At 43.3% G+C, this 25,488-nt stretch carries 24 protein-coding genes; 8 read left to right on the plus strand and 16 right to left on the minus strand.

Features of this window, described 5'->3' with window-relative positions; all coding sequences use genetic code 11:
• The first annotated feature begins 226 nt into the window (after window positions 1–226).
• Both trxA and HVMH_RS09235 read left to right on the plus strand, forming a co-directional pair.
• Window positions 227–1,090: a thioredoxin gene (trxA, locus tag HVMH_RS09230; RefSeq protein ID WP_029912983.1), complete on the plus strand. Its 864-nt coding sequence runs from the start codon at window positions 227–229 to the stop codon at window positions 1,088–1,090.
• Window positions 1,091–1,148: 58 nt separating this feature from the next.
• Entirely contained in the window at window positions 1,149–2,006 is an 858-nt protein-coding gene (locus HVMH_RS09235) for a DUF5718 family protein (protein WP_197942624.1), read from the plus strand.
• A gap of 75 nt (window positions 2,007–2,081) precedes the next feature.
• Here the strand turns inward: HVMH_RS09235 and HVMH_RS09240 are convergent, their stop codons facing one another.
• Window positions 2,082–4,076, minus strand: coding sequence for a flavohemoglobin expression-modulating QEGLA motif protein (locus tag HVMH_RS09240; RefSeq protein ID WP_029912977.1), 1,995 nt, complete (start codon window positions 4,074–4,076; stop codon window positions 2,082–2,084).
• Window positions 4,069–5,097 (minus strand): glutathione synthase, encoded by a 1,029-nt coding sequence (gene gshB / locus HVMH_RS09245; RefSeq protein ID WP_081822772.1) that lies wholly within the window; start codon window positions 5,095–5,097, stop codon window positions 4,069–4,071. The genes HVMH_RS09240 and gshB overlap by 8 nt, the downstream gene beginning before the upstream one ends.
• Window positions 5,098–5,472: 375 nt before the next feature.
• On the opposite strand from gshB, the gene HVMH_RS09250 reads away from it, so the two are divergent.
• Together HVMH_RS09250 and HVMH_RS09255 are read left to right on the plus strand one after the other, a co-directional pair.
• Window positions 5,473–6,357 (plus strand): DMT family transporter, encoded by an 885-nt coding sequence (locus tag HVMH_RS09250; protein ID WP_029912973.1) that lies wholly within the window; start codon window positions 5,473–5,475, stop codon window positions 6,355–6,357.
• 118 nt (window positions 6,358–6,475) lie between these two features.
• Window positions 6,476–7,060: a DUF4136 domain-containing protein gene (locus HVMH_RS09255; protein ID WP_029912969.1), complete on the plus strand. Its 585-nt coding sequence runs from the start codon at window positions 6,476–6,478 to the stop codon at window positions 7,058–7,060.
• Window positions 7,061–7,072: 12 nt separating this feature from the next.
• On the opposite strand, the gene chrA is transcribed toward HVMH_RS09255, so the two are convergent.
• Window positions 7,073–8,440, minus strand: coding sequence for a chromate efflux transporter (chrA, locus tag HVMH_RS09260; protein ID WP_035629545.1), 1,368 nt, complete (start codon window positions 8,438–8,440; stop codon window positions 7,073–7,075).
• Window positions 8,441–8,674: 234 nt separating this feature from the next.
• Here chrA and HVMH_RS09265 point away from each other — a divergent pair, with 234 nt between their 5' ends.
• On the plus strand, window positions 8,675–9,667 hold the full coding sequence (locus tag HVMH_RS09265; RefSeq protein ID WP_029912963.1) for a 2-hydroxyacid dehydrogenase: 993 nt from the start codon (window positions 8,675–8,677) through the stop codon (window positions 9,665–9,667).
• Between the two features lie 66 nt (window positions 9,668–9,733).
• Here HVMH_RS09265 and htpG read toward each other — a convergent pair whose 3' ends face one another.
• From htpG to guaB, 8 genes are all read right to left on the minus strand, one after another.
• A complete protein-coding gene (gene htpG / locus HVMH_RS09270) occupies window positions 9,734–11,626 on the minus strand; it encodes a molecular chaperone HtpG (protein ID WP_029912959.1) in 1,893 nt (630 codons plus the stop codon).
• Between the two features lie 141 nt (window positions 11,627–11,767).
• Window positions 11,768–12,658, minus strand: a complete 891-nt coding sequence (locus HVMH_RS09275) for a hypothetical protein (protein ID WP_029912955.1) — start codon at window positions 12,656–12,658, stop codon at window positions 11,768–11,770.
• Between the two features lie 196 nt (window positions 12,659–12,854).
• Window positions 12,855–13,421: a hypothetical protein gene (locus tag HVMH_RS09280; RefSeq protein ID WP_029912953.1), complete on the minus strand. Its 567-nt coding sequence runs from the start codon at window positions 13,419–13,421 to the stop codon at window positions 12,855–12,857.
• Between the two features lie 37 nt (window positions 13,422–13,458).
• A complete protein-coding gene (locus HVMH_RS09285) occupies window positions 13,459–15,558 on the minus strand; it encodes a chemotaxis protein CheA (RefSeq protein WP_174403347.1) in 2,100 nt (699 codons plus the stop codon).
• 11 nt (window positions 15,559–15,569) lie between these two features.
• Window positions 15,570–16,145, minus strand: a complete 576-nt coding sequence (gene cheD / locus HVMH_RS09290; RefSeq protein ID WP_029912947.1) for a chemoreceptor glutamine deamidase CheD — start codon at window positions 16,143–16,145, stop codon at window positions 15,570–15,572.
• Window positions 16,146–16,241: 96 nt separating this feature from the next.
• The gene (gene tadA / locus HVMH_RS09295; protein WP_035629094.1) at window positions 16,242–16,742 is read right to left on the minus strand and encodes a tRNA adenosine(34) deaminase TadA; all 501 of its coding nucleotides are present in this window, start codon (window positions 16,740–16,742) and stop codon (window positions 16,242–16,244) included.
• 59 nt (window positions 16,743–16,801) lie between these two features.
• Window positions 16,802–18,382, minus strand: a complete 1,581-nt coding sequence (gene guaA / locus HVMH_RS09300; RefSeq protein ID WP_029912943.1) for a glutamine-hydrolyzing GMP synthase — start codon at window positions 18,380–18,382, stop codon at window positions 16,802–16,804.
• Window positions 18,383–18,470: 88 nt separating this feature from the next.
• Complete coding sequence (gene guaB, locus HVMH_RS09305) at window positions 18,471–19,931, minus strand: IMP dehydrogenase (protein WP_029912942.1); 1,461 nt, start codon at window positions 19,929–19,931, stop codon at window positions 18,471–18,473.
• Between the two features lie 400 nt (window positions 19,932–20,331).
• Between guaB and HVMH_RS09310 the strand changes: the two genes are divergently transcribed.
• Window positions 20,332–20,667 carry a hypothetical protein gene (locus tag HVMH_RS09310; RefSeq protein WP_029912937.1) on the plus strand — a complete coding sequence of 112 codons (336 nt, stop codon included), beginning with the start codon at window positions 20,332–20,334 and terminating at the stop codon, window positions 20,665–20,667.
• A gap of 45 nt (window positions 20,668–20,712) precedes the next feature.
• On the opposite strand, the gene HVMH_RS09315 is transcribed toward HVMH_RS09310, so the two are convergent.
• Window positions 20,713–21,381 carry an energy-coupling factor ABC transporter permease gene (locus tag HVMH_RS09315; protein WP_029912934.1) on the minus strand — a complete coding sequence of 223 codons (669 nt, stop codon included), beginning with the start codon at window positions 21,379–21,381 and terminating at the stop codon, window positions 20,713–20,715.
• A 50-nt stretch (window positions 21,382–21,431) separates the two neighbouring features.
• The gene (locus HVMH_RS11830) at window positions 21,432–21,626 is read right to left on the minus strand and encodes a hypothetical protein (RefSeq protein ID WP_232087841.1); all 195 of its coding nucleotides are present in this window, start codon (window positions 21,624–21,626) and stop codon (window positions 21,432–21,434) included.
• Between HVMH_RS11830 and HVMH_RS09320 the strand changes: the two genes are divergently transcribed.
• Window positions 21,565–21,906 (plus strand): RDD family protein, encoded by a 342-nt coding sequence (locus HVMH_RS09320; protein WP_232087836.1) that lies wholly within the window; start codon window positions 21,565–21,567, stop codon window positions 21,904–21,906. The two genes, HVMH_RS11830 and HVMH_RS09320, sit on opposite strands and share 62 nt — an antisense overlap.
• An 18-nt stretch (window positions 21,907–21,924) precedes the next feature.
• Window positions 21,925–22,758, plus strand: a complete 834-nt coding sequence (gene serB, locus HVMH_RS09325; protein WP_029912931.1) for a phosphoserine phosphatase SerB — start codon at window positions 21,925–21,927, stop codon at window positions 22,756–22,758.
• Between the two features lie 58 nt (window positions 22,759–22,816).
• On the opposite strand, the gene pstB is transcribed toward serB, so the two are convergent.
• Genes pstB through pstC form a run of 3 tightly spaced genes read right to left on the minus strand, consistent with a single transcriptional unit; the run spans window position 22,817 to window position 25,448 of the window.
• The gene (gene pstB / locus HVMH_RS09330; RefSeq protein ID WP_232087758.1) at window positions 22,817–23,608 is read right to left on the minus strand and encodes a phosphate ABC transporter ATP-binding protein PstB; all 792 of its coding nucleotides are present in this window, start codon (window positions 23,606–23,608) and stop codon (window positions 22,817–22,819) included.
• 12 nt (window positions 23,609–23,620) lie between these two features.
• Window positions 23,621–24,430 (minus strand): phosphate ABC transporter permease PstA, encoded by an 810-nt coding sequence (pstA, locus tag HVMH_RS09335; protein ID WP_051623144.1) that lies wholly within the window; start codon window positions 24,428–24,430, stop codon window positions 23,621–23,623.
• A gap of 1 nt (window position 24,431) precedes the next feature.
• Window positions 24,432–25,448 (minus strand): phosphate ABC transporter permease subunit PstC, encoded by a 1,017-nt coding sequence (gene pstC, locus HVMH_RS09340; RefSeq protein ID WP_029912922.1) that lies wholly within the window; start codon window positions 25,446–25,448, stop codon window positions 24,432–24,434.
• Window positions 25,449–25,488: the final 40 nt, after the last annotated feature.

A 25,488-nucleotide genomic window follows, 5' to 3' on the forward strand; every position in this document is an offset into this window, starting at 1 on the left:
TACACAGCTTCCATTATGAAGAAGCTCGGTAAATGTGTCTATGATTTTTTACTTAGACTAATACAGCAACCTCTCAACCATATGAAGTCAATAACGCCTGAAAACCGCAAAAAATTCCATTTCATGTGCAATTACATTAATATTTGCTAATTTAATTTTGACCATGATTTCACAATAAAATAGAAGACCCACCAACGTTGGTCGAAAAATGTTGGAGAGAAATATTATGCAAGCGATGATTATCGACATCACACAAGAAAATTTTGAACAAATGGTCGTGCAAAACTCTATGCATGTGCCTGTTTTGGTAGACTTTTGGGCGCCTTGGTGCGGACCATGTAAACAGATTATGCCAGTGCTGGAAAAGCTAGCACATGATTTGGCAGGACGTTTTATCCTCGCAAAAATCAATACCGAAGAACAAACCGAGCTGGCGAATCAATTTCAAATTCGCAGCATTCCGTCATTTAAAATCTATCATCAAGGACAACTTGTCGAAGAACTGCAAGGGGCACAACCTGTCAGCGCCTTCCAAGCTGCCTTGGAACCCTACCTCAAAGCCGACCCGTCGGAAGAACTGAGACTACAGGCACATGATGCGTTTGCGCAAGGGCAATATGACCAAGCCATCCTACTGCTGGGTGAAGCATCAAAAGCCAATCCAAACAACTTCCGCGTCCACTTGGATCTATGCAAAATGTATTTCCAAAGCGGGCACTTGGAACAAGCGCAAAACCTACTGGAAAAATTACCGGATGAAGCCAAGGAATCCCAAGATGGGAAATCTCTAATGGCATTGTTCAAATTTACCAAAATCGTTGCAGAAGTCGGCAGCCTGGAAGAGATTCAGGCGCGTTTAGCCGCAGACCAAAACGACTGCGAGGCACTCTATGGGCTTTCCGGTTATTTGATGTTGAACAACGATCCGGAAAATGCCATGCAAGCGCTTCTCAAACTCTTCATGATTGACAGAAGCTATGGCGACAACCTTGCACAAAAAACCTTGATTGAGATTTTCGAGCTGCTACAACAAGACCATCCTGAGTTGGTCAAAGCCTACCGCCGCAAGCTTCAAAACTTGATGTTCTAACTACTTGGGCTTTAAGAGCCAGACGTTAACCAAAACACAGGAATTTAAAGACGCTCACATGATGCAATTATCAACAAAAACACTCAAAACACTACCCGTATTTGGTATCGCCGGTAACTTTGCCGAACATCTATCACAGGCCGGTGAAGATGCTGATTTCGTCAACGTGAAAACCGCTGAGGCACATGCTCCGAAAGGGATGTTTCCCATCTATCTTCCGGGTTTTGACTCCTTTGTGGGTACCTTTCCACTTTCTTCCGAAGAGTTGGTTGCAGACTTTTCGCAAATGCAAAACCTGCAATTGGAGCCAGAAGTTTGCCTGCTATTAGATGTTGAGTATCAAAACGACCAAGTTCACCGTTTGACGCCAAAAGCTTTCACGGCCTTCAATGACTGTTCCATCCGCAGACCCAATGCCCGCAAAATCAGCGAAAAGAAAAACTGGGGAGCCTCTTCAACCGGCATCGGCGGAGACTGGATTGCGATAGATAATCTTTCGGAAAACGGCAAGCTGGACAACTACCACATCGCATCGATGATTCGCCGTGATAATAAAGTTCTGGCTTACGGTGTTGACAGCCCGGTCGTCGGTTACCAATACTTTCACGAGAAGCTGTTGAACTGGATTACGTCAACCCTTAACACTCAACCGGATTTTGGTCCTCTGGAAGCGCTACATAGCTATCTGGTGGAAATCGATTACCCAACCCAAATCATCGTCACACTGGGTGCGACACGCTACACACCATTTGGGGAAACGGGATATTTGAAGTCAGGAGACGAACTGGCCGTGTATGTTTATGATGCAAAACAAACCAGTGAGGCCAACGTCATTGAACACTTCACGCATCATGCAAACCAACCTTTTGAGTCAGGTTGTTTCTTGCGCCAATGGGTAAAAGATATTTCTGCTTAAAAAAATACCAGGTTGGGGTTACCTTCAGAGGCACCCCAACCTGGCAGATTTTATGTAACCAGATTTAGCTAAAGACTAGTCGCCGCAGGCCAGCAGATATTCCAAAATCGGATTCGGCAACACACCCATATCTTTTTGCAGATACATCGGCAAGTAAGTCGGTTCGGCAACCATCCCTCTTTCAATCATCTCTTGGATGGTATTCAGATAGTGGAAGCTGGTCTTACCAACATACAGCGGCGTCAAGTTGTGGTTTTTGTAGATACGCAACGCGTCCTTCAACCCTCGCAAATACAAGAAGTCTTTGGTAAACCCACCTCCGCGATAAACGCGTGCAGTCAAGCGAAAAGCCTCATCCTTATCCAACCCGTAGTCGTCCATCAACGCTTTGAAAGTATATGAAAAATCATAATGCTTCACCATCATGTTCACGGCAATCACGCGCAATGCCAAGGTTTGCAGACGCGGTAGGTTCAAGTTACCCGTCATAAACTCTGCCAAAATCGCCAAACCTTCTTGAGTGTAAGTATTGCCCGGCAAGCCAAGTTTGAAGACCTTTAACTGCTGTTTGTTGGCGTTATAAGTCGTCACCATATGCACACCCAGTTCATGGTGGATAAGTGCGTCCAACTCCATATCATTCATCCGCATCGATTTGTTGATGAGGATGGTTTTCTTACCGTTGTCGACCATCGCAGAGGCAATGATCTTATCCGTCACTTCAACATGACAGTGAATGTTGTAGTCATCCAAGGCTTTCATGAAGCGTTCTTTAGCTTGTTTGGCGTCAATACTGCGCTCGGCAAACTCTTCAAATGGCTTGGCATAGAGTAGAAAATGCGCCAGCTCAATATCTTCATCACTCGGTTCGCCATAGTAGCGTAAAGAGTTATAAAGGAACTTGTCGGTACCCACGGTCGTCAACAGGTCAATCTTGGTGGCGTAAGCATCAATGACGTCACGGTACATCTGCTGGATTGAGATATCCTTCACCGATGCTTCCGGCAACTTATACAGCTTTTCTCGGAACTCGAACGGGTTGATTTCCAACTGACGATAAGTGAAGTCAGGCTCGTAGTTAAACCCTTTCGCAAAGAAGCGCTTTTTCTCACGCACGATGTTTTTCGGGTTGATATAGGCAAGCGTCTCGATGCCTTTACACAAACGGTGTAATTTGGCATCCAACTTCTCGACATTCGGGTCGATTTCCGACGACAGCATTTCAGTTTTACGCTTAGGCGTCTTTGGCTTATGTTGCTTGGCGAAAAACAATGCCGTGTTCAAAAAGCGTTCTTTCAACTCTGCTTTCAAGGTATCCAACACCAGTGGATAAGGCTCGCCGCTTTGTTCATCCATGAAGACCTTTTTCACTTCAGTCGGCAAAGCTAGCGTGTTTTTGAAATTGTTTTTAACGAAAGTCGCCAGATACCCTCGCCCCCAGAACACTTCGTTAATGGCCGAGCGAGAAGAAATATTAGGCAATTCGATGGAATTCAATGAATGATTCCAATGCTGGATGACTTTATCCCAACGTACCGAATCAAGCTGCTCGGTACCGATATTGAAAACCGGTGGTTCTTGACCTTCCATACGCAAATAATTGTAGGAATGCATGTCATAAACCAAACAGTTACCGTGGCGTTTTTCGGTTTTTTTAATCAACGCGCCCAAAATACGATAGAACAAAGCATGCTTATCCAAGCTACGTTGTTTGACGTCTTCAGACAAAGGCGTTTGCCAAACCTGTTTACCCCAAGCTTCTTCATACACGCAGTTTTCCGGCGCACGGTTCAGGTCGTATTCATAGCGAGAATCTAACGCGGTGATGGTGATTGGCATGGAGGCAATCATCTCACCTGTAAAAGGGTCTTCTTCAAACAAGCGCTCAGACTCATTCAACGTGCACAAATCGACCAACTCATCTCTCAGTTGATGTCCATCATGGATGGCAGCACAAATGAAGAAACCGTAATCTTCTATTTTGATTTCAAGCAGATTTTCTACACGGGCATGGAACAACTTTCCTTTATCTATGGCTTTTAAACAAGCTTTTTCGCTCCATTCAAACATCTTTCATTGCCTCTAAAAACTCGGCTTTACGGGCGGAGATATTACGTTTACGTTTGGCGACACTTTCAACAAAATCAATAATTTTCGTTTGCAGTTTGACGCGGTTCAATTTGTTGATACGCATGATTCCGCCAGGACTGAGAACATTAACTTCAATCAGCTTACCGTTGATGACGTCGATCCCCACAAAGTACAAACCATCACGCACCAATTTTGGTCCAATCAATCGACAAAGGTCTTTTTCAGTTTGCGTTAAGTGGTGTTTTTGTACCGTACCACCAGCATGAACATTTGAGCGCAAATCACCCGTTGCTGGCACACGCTTCATCGCGCCGATGGCTTGGCCATTCAACATCAAGATACGTACATCGCCTTGATCGGCACCTTCTACATATTCCTGCAAAATGACGTAATTGCCTTTTTCACTACTGTTGATATAAAAATCCAACAGCGAAGAGAAACTGGCAACGGCTTGTTTTTCGACCATGATGACACCATGACCACCATAACCGTCCAGCGGTTTCATAATCATTTTTCCTGACTCGGAATTTTTCAAGACCGACTCAAGATATTCCGGTGTTTTCGACACATAGGTCTTAGGAATAAAACGGTTATCAGGGTCGTCAAAAGAACTGGTGTATAGCTTGTTGTTGGCAATACGCAAGCCATCAATATCGTTCATGATAAAAACGTCGTCACGCACCGAATCCAAGAAGTTCAACGCTGTCACATTCAACGGCGGGTTGGAGCGCATGATAATGGCATCAAACCCCGCCAAGGGTAATTTCACCTTGCGGAACTTCGCTTTCTTATAGAACGTGACGATTTTAGCCGGTGTCGGTTCATGCTGATCAAACACTTGGCAGAAAGCCATGGCAGTCGACTCACGCATGGTCAGGTTGTGTACCGTCGCCAATGCCACTGTGTGTCCTCTGGAGACGCATTCATGCACCATGCGTATGGTGGAATCCGTTTCCGGTTCTACTTTTTCCCAAGGGTACATAATAAATAGAATATTCACGTGGCACTGCCTCCAATTTGTGAATCGACCGACTAAAAACCCAGCTTGAAACCGCTTTATTTCAGGGCTCAAAATATCGTGGCGATATTACCTGAAAGCGTTTCAAAAGGTAAGCGAAATATCGCGTCTTTTACTTATTTTCATCCATTTGTCATCTAGCCTGATGCAAGCAGAATTTCACTTGCCTTTAGACGTTTTACATGCAGAATGAAAAGTATCAATTTGCGGCCGAATTTTGAGATCAATATCGCACTTTTTACTTCACGTTGTCACGAACGTTTTTTTATGACATTTACCTTATCACTACAATCTGATGACGACAAATAGAAAATCCTTACCATTATTTATATCACTTTCCCTTGGCAGGGTTGTGTGATGCACTCTGACTTTGCGAACACCAGCCCTCAAAGAAAAGGAGAGTTCTTCGCTTTGAGCCTGACTTTTATCGAAGCCTGGTTTCCAATTTTCGCAACCTTTACCGTCACGGCATTAGGTCCACTGCACGCTTATTTTTATAGCTTGGTAATCGCTTCTGTCGCTTTAATTTTCTGGTGGTTATTCAGAAAACGACAGCGGGAAATCTTTAACAAAGAAGCATATTTCTCTTTGTTTATGATCTGCATGCTGATTACGACGTTATTCGCCCTAGTCTTTCTCGGGCTACGCTACACCTCTGCTAACAATGTCGCCATCATCCTATTTCTGCAAATTCTGTTCACTTATCTTTTTCTTGGAAGACGGCAAGGAGAAACCCTCAACCTGCCTCATAGTCTCGGTGTCATCCTGATGACTCTCGGCGCTGTTCTGGTACTTTTCCCAAAACACTTCAGCCTACATATTGGGGATGCCATGGTTTTAGGGGCGGCGATTATCGCGCCTTTCGTCAACCTATACCAAAAGCGTGCGCGACGTCATGTATCAAGTGAAACAATTTTGCTGACACGCTCCATTTTGGCATTACCGTTCATTTATCTTCTTGCGATTATTTTCGAGCCATCACCTAGCTGGCAACTCGTCCAAAGCCAATGGATTTGGCTATTGCTGACAGGCACATTGGTGTTTGTTGTTGCCAAGATTCTCTGGGTAGAAGCGGTCTTTCTATTACCCATCACCAAGGTCAACGCTCTTTTCGCCCTGGCTCCTTTGATGACAATAGGCTTATCCTACTGGGTACTTGACCAAGCACCAACCTTATCTCAATTGATTGGTGTCTTTCCGATATTGATAGGCGGCTATCTCATTACCCGTCGGGTTGCATAACGGGCAAATGCGCAGCACCCCCAACCTGGCAGATTTTATCCATGTTTATTCATGGTTTTCTGGTAAACGATTAAGCTAAAATAGAATCAATTCACTTTAATCCAAGGCAAACATAGTCATGAATAAAATGATCTTTCGTTCCTCATTTATCGGCGGGCTTTTCACTTCGTTACTGTTACTATCTGGCTGCTCCATGATTCAGGTCAGTCAAGATTACGACCCTAAAGCAGATTTCACACAGTTGCATAGTTACCAGTGGCTACCGGCAGACATGCAAACCAAACCCAAAGCGAGTGATTTTGAAAAAACCAACCCCCTGATTGCCAAACGCATTGAAACCGCTTTAGTGCATGAATTAAGCTTGAAAGGACAATCGATTGTCGACAAAGGTGCGGATGCCTATATTACCTACCACATCAGCTCTATGTCTAAAATTCGTTCCAGCCCGGTCACAACCTCTATCGGCTTTGGAACAGGCATGGGCAGTGGTGTGTACACTGGCTTTGGATTTCAAACAGGTAGCGATGTCGAACAGTACCAAGAAGGACAATTGATCGTTGATGTGCTCAGCTTAAAAGGGCAATTATTGTGGCGCGGTACCAGCTCTACACCACTGGAAGATCACTCTACACCAGAAGAAACCACCCAACTGGTCAATGAAATCATGCAAAAATTGATGGCGCAATATCCACCAAAGAAATAATGATTTAGACAATCAGAAAATCAAGGTGACCAAGCCTAGCGCGGCGCTAAGCAGAATCACCTGAATAAAACCCCAGTTTTTCCAAAACAACAGCCCTATCGCCAGCGCACTGATGCCGATTGCGATGGGGTCAACTGCCAGCCAGCCCTCAAGATTTTCAAAAAGTTTAGGAGCATGCGGCCAAAAGACGTGATACCCGAAAAATACCGCAAGGTTTAACATCACACCAACCAATGCCGCACTGATTGCCATCAACAACCCTTTTAGCTTTGTGTTTTCACGCCCAGCTTCCACCAAAGGCGCTCCAGCCAAAATCAGCAGAAAAGAAGGTAAGAAACTGAAGAACGTGACCACGCCTGCCGCCAAAAGTCCGTTTAAGAACGGCGACAAGGTCGGCAACGTTTCTTGCCCCCAGCCTCCGACAAAACCAATAAAGGTAACAATCATAATGAGTGGCCCCGGTGTTGTTTCACCCAATGCTAAACCATCCATCATCTGTGGTGCAGTTAACCAAGAAAAATGCTCAACCGCGCCTTGATAAACATAAGGCAAAACCGCATAGGCGCCACCAAACGTCAGCCAAGCGGCCTTGGTGAAAAACCATCCCATTTGCACCAGTGCTGAATTAACATCGCCAGTCCATACAATTAACCCTGCCATGGCTGAAGCCCAGAGAGCCAAGCCCAGTAATACGACATGAAACAGTTTCCGCCAGTGGAATTTGGTGTGCGCCAATACCGTATCATCGTCTATCAACGCCTTCTCACTACTGTCTCCTACAACTGTAGCGGTCGGCTTAGCTTCTAAAATACGCGGGGAAACAACGCTCATTACCAATGCTATGGCTAGTGCTGACAGCATAATCAAAGGGAAAGGTAAATTGAAAACAGCAATGGCGACAAACGCCCCTATTGCCAACCACCATAAGGCAGCATGATGCAGTACTCGGCTTGCCAGACGATAAACGGCAACCACGACAATCGCAAAAACCGCGGGCTTAATGCCGTAGAAAATAGCGGTTATCCACGCCAAATGACCATAAGTCAAATAGACCCAACTGAGGAAAACCAATAGGAAAAACGCCGGCAAGATAAATAGCAGACCAGCAGCAATTCCACCGACCGTACCATGCATCAACCACCCCATATAGGTCGCAAGCTGTTGGGCTTCTGGCCCGGGAAGCAGCATGGTGTAATTCAACGCATTTAGAAAGCGCTTTTCTGAAACCCATCGACGCCTTTCCACCAACTCTTGATACATCAAACTGATTTGCCCCGCTGGCCCACCAAAACTGATCAATCCTAGCTTCAACCAGTACAGCAAAGCCGTCAGAAAGGGAATCATCGGTTTAGCATTGGAAGCTTGTGTTGGCTGTGACATCTTGCGGTACAACATTAAAATCAAATTGTTTGTTATTTTAAACGATAAAAGTGACGCCTTCGTTACGAGAACATCACTAGAAGAAAATCTGCCAGGTTGGGGGATATTTTTCTTTCTTACCGCAAAGATTAAGGTGGGCGTTGTCATCAAAAACTGCTTTAATAGAAAATCCTAAAACACACGAAAGTGGCGATACAGCTCCTATCAAAATCACAGACGCATCGGAGAAAACTCATGAAACTGGCTTTTTTCAGCACCACCAAAACCGATAAACGCTTGTTTGATTCCGCCAAAAAGAACTACGATGTGGAAATCGACTACTTCGAACACCATTTATCAGAAAAAACCGTTGCCTTGGCGCAACCTTATGATGCCGTTTGTGTCTTTGTGAATGATGACGTGACAGATAAGGTGATTGCCAAACTTCATGACTATGGCATTCGTTTGATTCTATTACGCTGTGCGGGTTTCAACCAAGTGGATATCGCGGCGGCCAATCAACACGGCATGACGGTACTGCGTGTTCCCGACTACTCACCTATGGCGGTTGCAGAGCATGCCTTGGCAATGATGATGAGTTTAAACCGCAAAACCTACAAAGCCTATAACCGCGTTCGTGACAGCAACTTCTCGTTGGAAGGATTACTTGGCTTCGATATGTTTAATAAAACCGCTGGTGTAGTTGGAACGGGGCATATCGGTTATCACATGGCACGCATCCTGAAAGGGCTTGGATTAGAGGTGCTGGCTTATGACGTCAAACAAAACCCGGAAGTCTTAGCACTTGGCGTAAAGTATGTGAATTTGGATACGCTTTATGCAAAGTCTGACGTCATTTCACTACATGTTCCGTTGTTCAAGGAAACCCACCATCTCATCAACGAGCAATCCATCGCCAAAATGAAATCAGGAGTGATGATTATCAACACCAGTCGTGGCGGGATATTGGATGCTAGTGCCGTAGTGGATGCATTGAAATCGGGTCAAATCGGTTATTTGGGGATTGATGTTTATGAGCAGGAAGCAGACTTGTTTTTTGAAGATCGCTCAGAGCAAATCATTCAAGACGACCTCTTTGAACGCTTACTCATGTTTCCGAATGTACTGGTCACCGCGCATCAGGGTTTCTACACCAAAGAAGCGCTATGTCATATCGTTGAAACAACGTTGGATAATTTGAAGCGTTTCAAAAAAGAAACAATATTGGTTGGCAATCAAGTGAAATAGCTTTCACTCGCCAAGAAACAAAAAAAGGGCTCCAAGGAGCCCTTTTAGTTGTCTAGCGGAAGTGCCTTAAATGACTTCTGCCAACAAGCTATTCATACGCTTGATGAAGTCTGCCGGACGTTCCAACTGATCGCCCTCAGCGAGCTGAGCTTGCTCAAGCAAGAACAACGACCATTCTTTTACCTTATCTTCCGCATCAATTGCCTCAAGCTTTTTCACCAGAGGATGCGTCGGATTCAGCTCAAGAACAGGTTTCTGCTTAGGCATCGCTTGCCCCATCTGCTCCATGATTCTCGCCATATGGGCAGACATATCGCCTTCTGCACTCACAACACAAGCAGGAGAATCTGTCAGACGATGCGTAATACGCACATCAGAAACCAAGTCTTCAATCGCCGTTTTGACCTTTTCAGTAATCGCTTCACGCGCTTTCTTGTCTTCCTCGGTCAATTCGGCTTCATCTTCCGCTTCAAACTCTTTCAAGTCCGCAGAGGTGATAGACTTCAATTGCTTGCCGTCAAACTCAGTCAAATGGGCCACTAACCACTCGTCAATGCGATCGGTCAGCAACAACACCTCAATACCCTTTTTACGGAACATTTCAAGGTGAGGGCTACCTGACGCCGCTGCATAGCTATCACCCGTAATAAAGTAGATCGCTTGCTGATCTTCTTTCATACGGTCGACATAGTCTTGCAAAGAGACACGCTGCTCTTGTGTTGAAGACTCATGTGTTGTGGTGAACCTTAGCAACTTAGCAATCTTCTCTTTATTGGCATAATCTTCAATGACGCCTTCTTTCATGACGTTACCGAACTGATCCCAGAAAGTATTGAAATCGGTTTGATCTTCCTCCTTCGCCATTTTTTCCAAGCTGTCCAATACACGTTTAACAGATGCAGAACGAATCTTATCGACCACCTTGTTGCTTTGTAGGATTTCACGTGACACGTTCAAAGGCAAATCATTTGAATCAATCACACCACGAACAAAGCGTAAATAAGCAGGCAATAGGTTTTCAGCGTCATCCATGATGAACACACGCTTCACATAGAGCTTCAATCCATAACGGCGATCACGGTCATACAAGTCAAATGGCGCACGTTTTGGAACATACAACAAAGAGGTATATTCCAACGTTCCTTCCACTTTGTTGTGAAGTGTCGTCAAAGGGGTTTCAAAATCATGTGAAAGGGTTTGATAGAAGTTGTTATACTCTTCATCCGTCAACTCAGACTTTGGCTGAGTCCAAATCGCAGTCGCCTTATTGACCTGCTCCAGTGACTTTTCACCGTTTGGCTTACCTTCATCATCAAGCTCTTCTTTCCACATCTTGATTGGGAAGTTGATATGGTCAGAATAGGTCGTGATGATATTTTTCAGGCGGAAGTCGCTCAGGAACTCATCCATATCTTCTTTCAAATGCAGGGTGATTTCGGTTCCCTTAGTGTCTTTCTCAATGGTTTCGAGTGTGTACTCGCCTTCACCATCAGATTCCCAACGGGTTGCATTGGCTTTATCATCCCCCGCTCGACGCGTGTTCAAGGTAACCTTATCTGCAACAATAAACGATGCATAGAAACCAACCCCGAACTGACCAATCAAATGGCTGTCTTTTGCCTGATCACCAGACAGGTTTTCCAAAAACTTCTTCGTCCCTGAGTTGGCAATCGTACCGATGTTGGCAATAACCTCGTCACGCGTCATGCCGATACCGTTATCGGAAATCGTCACAGTGCGCGCATCTTTGTCAAAATCAACCAAAATGGACAGCTCAGATTCACCTTCGGTCAAGGCATCATTAGAAACTGACTCGAATCTCAACTTATCCAAAGCATCGGAAGCGTTAGAGACTAACTCTCTCAAAAAGATTTCTTTATTACTGTAAAGGGCGTGAATCATCAACTTCAGCAGCTGATTGACTTCTGTTTGAAAGGCATGAGTTTCGGTATGACTCATTCTATCGTTCTCCTAATTTTACGATTTCATCAATGATTGTTTTAAGCTCTTAGTTAAGTAAGGTTCATCCTGTTTTTTTCAAGAGCCAAAAACAAAAAAAGCGCAGAAAACTGCGCTTTTTTTAGGTTTCAACCCTGATAATTATTTATCAGCTACTTTTTCCAAAGCGTCTTTAATTTCATCAGGTGCATTCGCGATAGACATAAAACTACCTGAACCCATCATTGATAGACTTGGCCAGTTAATTGCAATACGGAATTTACCGTTCAGAGCAACCGCCTTATCACCAACAACTAGAATCTCATATGGCAAGTGCGCTGCATGAGAATGGCCTGATCCATCGATTTGTGACAGGATGTTTTTATCCGCACCTTCACCTTTAGAAATCGCAACACCGAATACAGTTGATTTTGCATCAGGGATATCAATACGGTAAACCTTAGTCACACCTGCTTTGCCAGCAGCCAAGGCTTTTTCGATAGTATCAACCGCTTGTTGATGCGAATCATAATCTTCCAACTCATCAACATCATCAAAATAAGGCATCATGAATTTGTAGTGGTAATCTCTCAAATCACCTTCGCTCAAAGCTTCATCGGCACCGAAAGTTGCTTGGTTACCCAAAGCTTTTTCCATAGCTGCTTGGATAGGCGCAACATCACCTTTCATTTTGTAAACATTCCACATGTAGGTTGGGTTGGTATAGGAAACTTCTGTATTACCACCGCGCTTAACAATAGAAACTCTTTCCATTGCACCAAACGCACCATTTTTAGATTGTGCTGCCAACGCTTTTAAAGCGTCATTAGTGACTACAACAACTTGAACATCAGCAGTTGGGCTATAAGAACCAACTACCTGAAAACCGTTTTCGGTCAGAGCTGATTTTGCTTTATCTGCTGCTGCATCAACTGAATCAGAAGTTGTCGAACCCAAGATGAATGGCATATACGAAGCAGCCATTGCAGCGGTTGAGCTAATCATTAGCGCTGCTGAGATGGCCAGTGCAGACCAAAGAGATTTCAATTTCATGTTTACCTGTCCCTAATATAATTATTTAATGAAGAAGTCTTATTGTGAGGAATCGTTAGGTAAATTCAAAATTCAAATTATTTATGTGTAAATAAGCGCTAGTAAAGCCAGTAGCGCTTGTCACGCTTACTTTAAAACAGCAGACTCAAAAAAACCGCATTTCTGCGGTTTCTTTAATAAAATGCATATATAAACCCTAGAAAAATTCAATTTCTTCCTCTTCTTCTTCCTCTGCATGCATTCTGTTTCGCATGCGTTCTTTCATCTCGTTAATCGCATCTTCAGCAGGCATACCTTTATCAAAGATCAGTTCGAACAACTCTTCTTCTTCTCTCATAGTAGTACCTTTACGAACACTTTCTTTAAATGCTTGCCACTGAGCTTCATCCTGCGCATGCATTTCGTGAGAGACAATATCCGCCAAACCAGACAAACCTTGAGAAACATGATCCAGCCTTTGACTCAACTTATCGTAAAACTGGAAAGCAATAATGGCTTGCTGCATCTTCATAGCCAACTCATTGGTTTGCAACAACAAAGATGCATTATGCTCTTCCATGCCTTCTATATCTTCAGCCATTTCAGCAATCAATCTGCTGGAAGCTTCGATTCCTTCAATGTGTTTACTCATAAAAGAAAAGGAATCGATCAAGGTATTAACAGAGTTATCACCATCGGTGATTGATAGTTCTATCTGAGCAACAGATAAATTCAAAACCATTATGGTTTCTTGAACTTCTTTCGCCCCAAGTGCATACGACATAGAGTTCTCTTTTTATATTTTTTTCAACAATTCATTATCAAGCAGCGCTATGCTGCAGGCTTCCACCCTTATGCCCTGACAGGGTTTCGGAAATATCCAGAATCAAAGATACGGTACCATCCCCAAGGATTGTTGCTCCAGCAATGCTGTTGACTTTCATATAGTTACTTTCCAGTGATTTGATAACCACTTGCTGTTGGCCTAAAAGGTCGTCTACGAAAATACCCGCTCTTTCACCGTTATCTTCAACCACAACCAATAGCCCCGATTCTAAATCGGTTCTTGCATCTTCAACACCCAACTTCTCGTGAAGTCGAATAACAGGAATATAGTTATCTCTAAGTTTATAAAGCTCGGTTTGCCCTGCAATTCCTTTCACAAGTGACTTATCAACTTGGATAGACTCGACAATGGATACCAACGGGAACACATACGTTTCGGAACCGACTTTAGCAAGCTGACCATCTAGGATAGCCAATGTCAGTGGTAGACGAATGGTAAAGATACTTCCCTTGCCAAGCTCAGTTTTAACCTCAACAGAACCGCCAAGCCCTCGAATGTTTCGACGCACCACATCCATACCGACGCCACGTCCTGAAATATCGCTCACGACATCTGCCGTAGAGAAGCCCGGGTGGAAAATCAAGTCAACAATCTCTTGTTCAGACAAATGTTGTCCTTCTTCGATAACGCCTTTTTCAACTGCTTTTTGATATACCTTATCCGCATTGATCCCAGCACCATCATCTGTGATTTGGATCAGGATGTTACCACCTTGGTGGAAAGCGGCCATCTTAACGGTTCCTGTTCTTGGTTTTCCAGCTGCTTCTCGGACATCCGGCGCTTCAATACCGTGGTCAATTGAGTTTCTCACGATGTGAACCAATGGATCCGTCAAGGCTTCCAACATGGTTTTATCCAGCTCAGTACCTTCACCTTCCATTACCAATTCAATTGATTTACCAAGCTTCTGGCTCACATCATGCACGATACGAGGCATACGATTGAACGCAAAACTTACTGGTAACATACGGATGTTCATGACACTTTCCTGAAGGTCTCGCGTATGTCTTTCCAAATGCGTCAAACCTTCTTTCAACTTATCAATCCATTCAGTATTATCTCCGCCTTGTTCTGCTTGCTCCCCAAACTGGCTAAGCATTGACTGCGTAATAACCAACTCACCAACAAGGTTCACCATTTGGTCAATCTTACTCAAGTCAACACGAATAGAGCTGTCTTGCTTCGGAGCCACTGCCTTGGCAGCAGTAGCTTTCTTGGCGGTCGGCGCTGCCGCAGGAGTTGTTTCTGCTTTTGGTACTGGCGCAGCAGAAAGAGCTGGCTCTTGTGTTACAGCAACTTCGGCCACAGCTGAAACATCCGGCTCTGAAACTGCCGCAGTAGAAGCAGGCTTGTGATATTTGATTTCAGCGCCATCACCATCAATCCACTCAAAAACTTCTCTAATGTCATCTTCTTGAATATTGTCGCCTGACAACTCAAGCGTCCATTTCAAATAAAGTTTTTCGGGATCTAGGTCGTTGATGTCAGGTAACGAAGAATCATCTACGATGGCGTTAAGAGAACCCAAGGTTTCAAGTTCTCTAAAAATACGAATAGGTTCATTACCTGTTTGTAGCAATTCTGTTTCTGGAATAAGTTCAAGTTTCCAAGTACCTTGTCCTGCTTCTTGCACGGTAACAGGTTCACTGGCTGCTGCTTGAGTTGGCTCAGCAGAAGACCCGTCTGAACTGGTACCCAAAATACGTTCAAGCTCAGCCTGAACTTCAGCGGCACGCTCTTCATCGATGGTTTCATGGTTTTGCAAACGCGTCATCATGTCTCGTAGAACATCGACCGCTTGAAGCATGACATCGTTTGCTTCTTGAGTGACTTGGCGACGTCCATCACGCATTTCGTCAAGAAGCGTTTCCAAGACGTGCGTGAAATCGATGATTTCGGTAAAGCCGAAAGTACCACTACCACCCTTGATTGAGTGCGCCGCACGGAAGATTTCATTGATTTTCTCGTTATCAGGTTCGCCAGGAGGTAGTTCCAGCAACCCTGCTTCCATTACATCCAGACCTTCAAAACTCTCTTCTAGATAAGTTTGACGAAACGTCTCCATCATATCCATAGTCATCTTCCTCAGAACAGTTCGACATCACCCTCAACAGGTTTCGATCCAATATTATTAATATAACGACTTTCTTCTGCAGCCAGAGTTTGATTGTGCATAGCATTCAACCTTCTTACCCTAACCCTTCCAGTCGTTGGATAGTACAAAATTTTTCTCGGGTAGACATCTCCGATATCTTGAGAAACAATTTTGAACCCTTCCGTATAGATATAGTCAAAAGCAAAGCCAATGTTGTACCAACCAATGTTGGTTTTTGAGCTCATAATTCGCCCACCACCAAACAGCTTAAACTCTAATCTTTCACGCCTTGCTCCTAGATTTAGCAAAGCATTAACAAGATTTTCCATCGCGTAGTTGCCATAACGGTTAGCGTCCGATAACTCTGAAGCGCCTGCAGCATTTTTGTCCATGGGTAGCATGAAGTGATTCATCCCACCGACACCAGTAACCGGATCCCTAACACACGCAGAAATACAAGAACCTAATACTGTCTCGATGCGTTCATTCTCCTTGGTGACATAGAACTCTCCCGGAAGAATTTTATAAGTGGTTATCCCTTCAGCTGGATCAACGCTTTTTTGCATAGAATTTTTTGGCTATCTTGTCATGAAAAACAATTAAAATTTTTATAAGACAATACTCGCATTTATTCTCAACGGAGGCAAGTCTTAGTTGCAACTCTATTCGTTTTTATCGATTTGTTTTTCCGCTTTAGCAGCCATTCTTTTTTGCTTGAAAAAATGCTTTATCAATTGACTGGCTTCATCCTTTAAAACACCAAATTCAACTTCCACATCATGATTGAGTTCTGGATGCTGAACAAGGTTTATCAAACTGCCCGCTGCGCCAGTTCTTGGATCCTCAGTAGCAATCACCAAACGAGAGATTCTGCCATGAATCAATGCCCCTGCACACATTGGACAAGGCTCCAAGGTGACATATAAGGTCAGACCAGGCATTCGATAGTTTTTGATTTTTTGACCGGCGTTACGTAGCGCAACCACTTCTGCATGTGCTGTAGGATCATGTGATTGTATTGTTTGATTCCAGCCTTCAGCTATCAAACCGTTGTCATCAACCAATACTGCACCAACAGGAACCTCTCCTTGAGACTCTGCTATCTTGGCTAACTCTAATGCGCGGTGCATCCAAAAAATATCTTGTTCTAAACTGGCACTCAAAGAAACTAAACCTTTTTACTGACGAAAAAAAAGGATGCTAGACATCCTTTCTCTTTTCATTACTCCCACTCAATAGTCGCTGGGGGCTTACTTGAAATATCGTAGGTAACCCGCGTAATTCGAGGGATTTCATTAATGATACGATTGGATACCTTTTCCAGGAAATCGTAAGGCAAATGCGCCCATCGAGCCGTCATGAAGTCAATGGTTTCAACTGCACGCAATGCAACAACATAGTCATAGCGTCTTGCATCACCAACAACCCCAACGGATTTAACGGGTAAGAAAACCGTAAATGCTTGTGACGTTTTGTCATACAAGTCCGCTGCGCGAAGCTCTTCGATGAAGATATGATCCGCCAAGCGTAAAATATCCGCATATTCTTTTTTCACTTCACCCAAAATACGAACACCAAGGCCTGGACCTGGGAAAGGATGACGATAAACCATATCATGTGGCAATCCTAACGCGACACCAAGCTTTCTAACTTCATCTTTAAAAAGTTCTCTTAAAGGTTCAAGCAACTCCAACTTCATATCTTCAGGTAAGCCACCCACATTGTGATGAGATTTGATGACTTTTGCCTTACCTGTTTTAGAACCTGCCGACTCGATAACATCTGGATAAATCGTGCCTTGAGCTAACCATTTTACTGAAGTCAATTTCGCCGATTCCTGGTCAAACATTTCAATGAATGCATGACCAATAATTTTACGCTTCGCTTCAGGGTCTGCTTCGCCTTCAAGCTGCTTCATAAAGTATTCTTCAGCATCAACACGGATAACCTTGATTCCCATGTTTTCAGCGAACATTGCCATCACCTGATCACCTTCCTGATGACGAAGCAAGCCGTGATCAACAAAAACACAGGTCAGTTGGTCGCCGATAGCTTTGTGTAATAGAGCAGCAACCACGGAAGAATCAACGCCACCTGAAAGTCCTAATAAAACTTCATCGTCACCAACTTGCTCACGGATACGAGTGATACTGTCTTCAATAATGTTTGTCGTTGTCCATAGTTTTTCACATCCACACAAATCAACAACAAAACGTTCAAGCATACGCGCACCTTGCTTGGTATGCGTCACTTCAGGGTGGAATTGAATGCCATAGAAATTTTTAGATTCATTCGCCATCCCAGCAATTGGGCAATTGCCTGTAGAAGCCATCAGAACAAACCCTTCTGGCATGACATCTACTCTATCGCCATGAGACATCCAAACATCTAGCATGCCATACCCTTCAGGCGTGACATGGTCCTCAATATCTTTAAGCAGTTTGGTGTGACCACGCGCACGCACTTGGGCATAGCCATATTCATGTTCATCTGCATGAATCACTTTACCGCCCAACTGCTCTGCCATGGTCTGCATACCATAACAAATACCCAATACAGGAAGTCCCAGTTCAAACACAACTTCTGGTGCTTTTGGCGCATCGTCACCAATAACGGTTTCAGGGCCACCAGAAAGAATAATCCCTTTGGCATTGAAGCTGGTAATCGCTTCATCATCAACATCCCATGGTTCCACTTCACAGTAGACACCGATTTCACGAATTCTACGTGCGATTAACTGTGTGTACTGAGAACCAAAATCCAAGATTAAGATGCGGTCTGAATGAATATTGTGTTCGGCCATAGGTAATTAATTCCACTTAAGCGATAAAGAGATAAGAGTTTTAGATTTGAAAGAAACGTCAAACCAAAGTTTGACGTTTCCAAAATGTTTACACTCGGTAATTAGGTGCTTCTTTTGTGATAGTCACATCATGAACATGACTTTCCGCCATACCGGCACCAGTAACACGTACAAACTGCGGCTTGGTATTGAATTCTCCAATATCTTTGCAGCCTGTATAACCCATGCTGGAACGAACTCCACCAACCAACTGATGGATAATTGGTGCCAAAGGTCCTTTATAAGCAACACGCCCTTCAATCCCTTCTGGCACAAGTTTATCCGCAGCATTTGAAGACTGAAAATAACGATCTGAAGACCCTTGCTTTTGAGACATCGCGCCTAGAGATCCCATACCACGATAGGACTTATAAGCACGACCTTGATAATACTCCACTTCACCTGGAGACTCTTCTGTTCCGGCAAACATACTACCTAGCATCACAGCTGAAGCTCCTGCTACCAATGCTTTAGCAACGTCACCTGAGAACCGGATACCGCCATCTGCAATCAAAGGCACACCTGTACCCTCCAATGCTTCTGCAACATTGGCAATTGCGCTTAACTGAGGAACCCCTACACCAGCAACAATACGAGTGGTACAAATTGATCCAGGACCAATACCTACTTTAACGGCATCCGCGCCAGCTTTAACCAAGTCCAATGCCGCTTCAGCCGTTGCAATATTTCCGCCAATCACATCAACCTGAGGGTAGTTTTCTTTTACCCATTTTACGCGATCAAGCACGCCTTGTGAGTGTCCATGAGCAGTATCAACAATAATTGCATCAACACCTGCTTTGACCAAAGCAGCAACTCTGTCAGACGTGTCCGCACCAGTACCAACTGCCGCACCAACTCTTAGACGTCCATTAGAGTCTTTAGAAGCATTTGGGTGCTCAGATGATTTCGCCATGTCCTTGACGGTAATCATCCCTTTCAAATTAAAGTCGTCATCAACAACCAACAAGCGCTCCAAACGGTGTTTATGAAGAAGCTCCATGACCACTTCACGCTCTTCTTTTTCTTTGACAGTAACCAAGCGATCTTTTGGGGTCATGATTTCAGAGACTGGTTTCTGTAAGTTGGTAACATAGCGTAAGTCACGACTGGTGACGATACCGACCAAGTCATTTCCATCAACAACAGGCGCGCTTGATACTCGGTTTTCCTTGGTTTTCTGTAAAACCTGCTCAACAGTATCGGTTACTTGAACAGTAATAGGCTCCAAGATCACGCCGTGCTCATATTTTTTCACCTTGGTCACAACATGCGCCTGCTCTTCAACTGTCATATTCTTATGAATAATACCAATGCCGCCTTCCTGAGCCATTGAGATAGCCAGCCTAGCTTCCGTGACGGTATCCATCGCTGCTGAAACAAATGGTATGCTCAGTTCGATATTTCTTGTTAATTTTGTTTTTAGACTTACATCCGAAGGTAAGACCGTTGAATGAGCCGGAACCAATAGAACATCATCAAATGTCAGTGCTTCTTGCAGAATACGCATACCAATTCACCTTACAACTTATATAGCCTCTAAATCTATTTCGAAAACAAGTCGAAACAGAACGTGCCTTTTATGCCATCGAACCTATTTATAACAACCGACATAAATTTGATAGATAAAATCAAAGCCTTATAAGGAAAAGCTCTAACCTTTGGTTTATCATACAAAATGTTGGCAAAACTAGGCGACAGCACTATTAAATAAAAAATAGTGTACATTATATAGGGTTGATACCCTGCCGGTAAACTGAATAAGTTATTAGATTCATTTATTTGTTAAAAAATGTTTTATGGGCAAATTCATGATTTTTACTTTAAATCGCGAAAATTTATGATTAGAATAAGACCGGCTTAAAACTTTTTAATAAATAAATTAAGCTATCTATCTTGGAGGATTCGGAATGAAAAAACTATTTGTTGGTGCGGCTGTCATCACAACTTTAACACTAGGTGCATGTTCAAGCATGCCATCAAAATCAATGTCTTACGATGACGTTGTCGCTCAAGCAACTGCTCAACACGCTAAAGCTAAAAAAATGGGTGATGTTTGGCAACAAAAGAAAATGAAACAACCATACGTTGACACTTACCTAGCTGAAGCTGCTGAAGCTAAGAAGAAAGGTGACGATGCAAAAGCAATGGAACTTGCTCAAGAAGCTCTAAAAACAGCTAACGCTGAAGTAAATCAGATGGAAAAATATGCTGATTTACAACCAGCTTGGATTCCTAACAAGTAATCACTTGTTAGAAGTTAATAAAAAAACCGGCTTTCGCCGGTTTTTTTATTTCCCTTTTAAAAATTCGTCATCATCAAAGCAACTGACCCACTGCGGCTTTAAAATCACCAACGTCAAGATCACCAACCCATTAGCAAACGCTTCAGGAATGACCATCATTGGAATGTAAGGCAAGAACGATTGCGTTAGCTTCTCCGTTTCGTGCAAACCACCCAACCACATAACCGCTGCCGCAGCCAAAAGCACAGCAAAAGTACTGGCCGCCGCGGCAAAGAAGGCGTTAAAAAGCACAAAAACAAAGAAATGCCTTTCTAGATATCGATATGCTAGTACCGCCATGATCCAAGAGATGGACACCGGAATGACTGCCATGAGCACCGCATTCATACCAAACATCATCGCCCCAGACTTCCCCATAAGCGTCACGCCAACTAATGCCAAGGACGCCGAAAACAATGCAAACTGAGGTCCAAACATTAACGTCACTGCCGTAACCAATAACACATGGAAGCTCAATCCATCACCAATTGAAGCGCTTGATATCCATAAAAAAAACAGGATAACAGTTGTTCCAATAAAAACATGCTGCGCCTCAGAGTCTCCCTTTATCTTATGCCATGGCGCCGTTCGAATACTCCAGATGATTGCCAATGCAAAAAGCATCCAACCTATGCCAATCCAAAAAAGAGAAAAATGTCCGTCAGGTAAATTCAATTATCTCTCCTTTAAATAATAGGGTTAATTTTGTACTCTATTTTTATATCTTACTGAGATTTGAAGCAAAATAGATTATTATTTGCCACCTGATATAACTTAAACCAAGCTTTGAACATGTTGCCATTTAAAATACTTTTTGCCTTTTTATATGATTTATTACTGCTCTGCTCAGTATGGTTTGTGGCAGCGATACCATTCGTTGTATGGCAAGGAGAAAACCTGCAAAATTCATCTTCTTCCATGCTCGGCTTTCAGGTTTATCTACTCGCCATTACCTATGTGTACCTAACGTACTTTTGGACACAGTCAGGCCAGACTCCGGGACTCAGAACCTGGAAGCTAAGACTCATAACGCAAAACAATACCCTACTAACTAGAACTGAAGCCAACCTACGCTTCCTCACAGGTATTTTGTTATGGCCTATTGGCTGGATTGGGCTTTTCCTACCGAGCAACCATCAAACACTTCAGGATAGAATCGCTAAAACGCAAATCCTCCCAGTTTCAGAAAAAAATTTATAAATTACGGACAGAGACGACATGCTAATTATTCACACAAATCATCTTAGTCAAACGCAGACTCAAGAAATCGAATCTATATTAGGTTCCACACCTTACGCTGTGGCAAGCCATTATCAAGTTAATATTGACTCGCCAAATATGTCCTCTGTTCAAGAATTAAGTGACAACCTGAAAATAGACATTAACCTTTTACCTAAAGGGTTCACTCCGTCAACAGCAAAGCTGGTCATTAGCGACATGGATTCGACTTTAATCGGTATTGAGTGTGTTGATGAAATTGCCGATATGATGAACTTAAAACCTCAAGTCTCCGCCATCACAGAAGCGGCGATGCGTGGTGAGCTGAACTTTGAAAGTTCACTTACACAACGAGTAGCGCTGTTAAATGGGCTATCGGAAACTGCTTTGCAGAAAGTTTATGACGAACGTCTATTCCTTAATCCAGGTGCAGAAGAATGGCTTAATGGGCTAAAAAACCGAAAAATACCTTTCGCTCTAGTATCAGGCGGGTTCACCTATTTCACAGACAGGCTAAAAGAACAGCTAGACATTCAATTCACACGCTCCAACCATCTGGAAATCGTTGAAGGTCAACTCACTGGAAAAATAGTTGGCGGCATTATCGGTGCTGAAGCGAAAGCTTATTTTCTTCAAGAATTGTGTGATGTACTAAGCATCAATTTAGACCAAGCGATTGCTATCGGCGACGGTGCAAATGACTTGCTAATGATGAATGAAGCGGGTCTAAGCATCGCATATCATGCAAAACCTGCCGTTCAGGAAAAGGCAAACACAAGCCTTAACTACAGTGGCTTAGATAAAGTACTAGATTTCATCAACGCGGAAATTTAAAAGCCCATAAAAAAAGCCCGCAAAAGCGGGCTCAAAGCACAAAATTATTAGAAATCTGTTAACCAAACTTACCGGTAATATAGTTATTGGTTTGTTGTTCTTTAGGGTTAGTAAACATCACATCAGTGTCGTTAAACTCAACCAAATCCCCTAGATACATAAACGCGGTGTAATCGGAAATACGAGATGCCTGTTGCATGTTATGCGTTACGATTGCAATGCTGTATTTCTCTTTCAAACCTAGAATCATTTCTTCAATCGCCAACGTTGAAATAGGGTCAAGTGCAGATGTTGGCTCATCAAACAACATCAAATCAGGCTTCAGAGCAACAACACGCGTAATGCACAAACGTTGTTGCTGACCACCCGACAAACCCCTAGCATCTTGATGCAATCTATCTTTTACTTCATTCCAAAGTGCTGCGTCCTGCAAAGACTTAACGATAATTTCTTCAAGATCATTCTTATTTTTGATCCCTGCGATGCGCAAACCATAAGCTATGTTTTCATAAATCGTCATCGGAAAAGGTGTTGGCTTTTGGAAAATCATCCCCACTCTTTGACGCAATGCAATAAAGTCGTTTTCTTTTTTAATATCCAAAATGTTCCCAATCGAACCATCTTGGTTCTTCAGTTTGATAGCGCCTTCATAGCGACATCCTGGATATAGGTCGTGAATGCGATTCATGGCTCTTAGCAATGTTGATTTACCACATCCACTAGGACCGATTAGAGCTGTAATGTGATTTTCTTTAATTGGAAGATTAATGTTTTTCAATGAAGGATTTTCAGCTTTAGGATAAGTAAAGCTAAAATCCTGAATTTCCATAATATTGGCAATATCTTTCACGCTAAAAACCTTTTAATGATGCTTTTCACGAATAATGTATCTTCCCAACAGATTGAGAATCAATACGAAGAATGTTAGAACCAGTGCAGCTGCCCAAGCCAACTGAACCATCTTATCGTCCGGCATAGTAGCCAAGTTATAAATCGAGACCGTTATTGACGGGAAAGTATCACTCAAATCCGTTGACCAATACACACTTGAACCACTGGTATACAAAAGAGGTGCTGTCTCACCGACTACACGGGCAAATGCTAGAATCAATCCAGTTACGATACCAACCTTTGCCGCTCTTAAGATAATATTTACGATGACATGGTATTTCGATGCACCGATAGCAATCCCTGCTTCTCTCAACTCGGTAGGCACTAAGCTCAACATGTCGTCTGTTGCACGCACAACAATGGGTAACATCATAACAAATAGAGCGAACACGCCCGCCCAACCAGCCGTATGACCTGTCGGCATAACCACAACAGCATAAACAAAGGTACCGATAACGATAGATGGTGCCGACATCATAACATCTGACAAGTCACGGATAAAATCGGCGTACTTGCTACCATTGCTATATTCCTGCAGGTAAATCCCAGCCATAATCCCAATTGGAATACCAATAATTGTTGCCAAACCTGCTAGCACAAACTGTCCAAACAACAGATTTCGAATACCATTGTTAATCAAATCATGTGTAAAGATATATGGTGAAAGCGCCTCAGAGCCTTTAATAATTAGCGTAATCAATATCCAGCCAAGAAATACCAATCCAATAATTGCCGCAAGGCTAGACAGACCCAAAACTAGTTTATTTATCCACAATCTCATGTTATTTGCCTCTTCTCAAGAAGTAGTGTTTCGCCGTAAAGATTACGATGAAGCTGACAACGAACAGAATCAATGACAAGTAGAACAGAGATGCCAAGCTCAGACCACTAGATTCTGAGAAGTTATTTGCCAATACTACTGGGATGGAGTTGGTTGGGTCTGTAACAGACTTCGCAAATTCAAAGACTCCACCAATAACAAAGGCGACCGCCATTGTTTCACCCAGCGCACGGCCTAATGAAATAATAATTGAACCGATTATGCCCGCCTTGGCATAAGGAAACACAACATCTTTAATCACTTCAAACTTAGTAGCGCCCACAGCATAAGCAGCTTCTTTTAATACATCTGGAGTAGTGTTGATTGCATCACGACTCAAAGCAGCCATAAATGGAATGACCATTACGCCAAGCACTAGACCCGCTACCAACAAAGATACTGAATGCCCACCAAAAATCGAGGCAATGAATGGACCAAAATAGAACAAGCCCCACATACCATAAATAATACTCGGAATGGCTGCAAGCAACTCAATAGCAACCCCTACAGGCTTAGAAATAGCTGGCGCAGCAATTTCTGATAGGAAAATGGCGATCCCCATTGCAAGCGGAACGGCAAACAATAAGGCAATAATAGTTGAAAAAACAGTTCCGACGATTGCAACCGCACCACCAAACACTTCTTTTGTTGGCGAGTTACTGATAACACCATCGTCATCACCAACATTAACACCATCGTCGTCGTCAACATTAACACCATCGTCGCCGACATTGATACCACCATCTAAATGAGCATCAGGTGCACTAGACTGTGAGGCTTGTTGAGCAGGTTTTTGGTCAGAAGAGGAAGGCGTTTCAACTGGAACATCAACACCCCAACGAGCGTCAATCAAGAACTTCGCCCCAAACTCTTCAATAGCAGGCTTTGCCGAAATATAGAGAGTCACAAGTGTCGAGACTAAAACAACAAAGACCAGACTCGCACTAATCTGGGAGAGCCTTGCAAATATTTTTTCCATAACCGCCCTAATTTTTTCTTTGACTTTAAAAGTGTTTAAA

This window comes from Hydrogenovibrio marinus, assembly GCF_013340845.1.
GTDB lineage: Bacteria > Pseudomonadota > Gammaproteobacteria > Thiomicrospirales > Thiomicrospiraceae > Hydrogenovibrio > Hydrogenovibrio marinus.

Coding starts and splice junctions, on each gene's coding strand:
- trxA (WP_029912983.1), top strand. CDS start 227: ATGCAAGCGATGATTATCGACATCACACAAGAAAATTTTGAACAAATG.
- HVMH_RS09235 (WP_197942624.1), top strand. CDS start 1,149: ATGATGCAATTATCAACAAAAACACTCAAAACACTACCCGTATTTGGT.
- HVMH_RS09240 (WP_029912977.1), bottom strand. CDS start 4,076: ATGTTTGAATGGAGCGAAAAAGCTTGTTTAAAAGCCATAGATAAAGGA.
- HVMH_RS09250 (WP_029912973.1), top strand. CDS start 5,473: ATGCACTCTGACTTTGCGAACACCAGCCCTCAAAGAAAAGGAGAGTTC.
- HVMH_RS09255 (WP_029912969.1), top strand. CDS start 6,476: ATGAATAAAATGATCTTTCGTTCCTCATTTATCGGCGGGCTTTTCACT.
- chrA (WP_035629545.1), bottom strand. CDS start 8,440: ATGTCACAGCCAACACAAGCTTCCAATGCTAAACCGATGATTCCCTTT.
- HVMH_RS09265 (WP_029912963.1), top strand. CDS start 8,675: ATGAAACTGGCTTTTTTCAGCACCACCAAAACCGATAAACGCTTGTTT.
- htpG (WP_029912959.1), bottom strand. CDS start 11,626: ATGAGTCATACCGAAACTCATGCCTTTCAAACAGAAGTCAATCAGCTG.
- HVMH_RS09275 (WP_029912955.1), bottom strand. CDS start 12,658: ATGAAATTGAAATCTCTTTGGTCTGCACTGGCCATCTCAGCAGCGCTA.
- HVMH_RS09280 (WP_029912953.1), bottom strand. CDS start 13,421: ATGTCGTATGCACTTGGGGCGAAAGAAGTTCAAGAAACCATAATGGTT.
- HVMH_RS09285 (WP_174403347.1), bottom strand. CDS start 15,558: ATGGATATGATGGAGACGTTTCGTCAAACTTATCTAGAAGAGAGTTTT.
- cheD (WP_029912947.1), bottom strand. CDS start 16,145: ATGCAAAAAAGCGTTGATCCAGCTGAAGGGATAACCACTTATAAAATT.
- guaA (WP_029912943.1), bottom strand. CDS start 18,382: ATGGCCGAACACAATATTCATTCAGACCGCATCTTAATCTTGGATTTT.
- guaB (WP_029912942.1), bottom strand. CDS start 19,931: ATGCGTATTCTGCAAGAAGCACTGACATTTGATGATGTTCTATTGGTT.
- HVMH_RS09310 (WP_029912937.1), top strand. CDS start 20,332: ATGAAAAAACTATTTGTTGGTGCGGCTGTCATCACAACTTTAACACTA.
- HVMH_RS11830 (WP_232087841.1), bottom strand. CDS start 21,626: ATGGAAGAAGATGAATTTTGCAGGTTTTCTCCTTGCCATACAACGAAT.
- serB (WP_029912931.1), top strand. CDS start 21,925: ATGCTAATTATTCACACAAATCATCTTAGTCAAACGCAGACTCAAGAA.
- pstA (WP_051623144.1), bottom strand. CDS start 24,430: ATGAGATTGTGGATAAATAAACTAGTTTTGGGTCTGTCTAGCCTTGCG.
- pstC (WP_029912922.1), bottom strand. CDS start 25,448: ATGGAAAAAATATTTGCAAGGCTCTCCCAGATTAGTGCGAGTCTGGTC.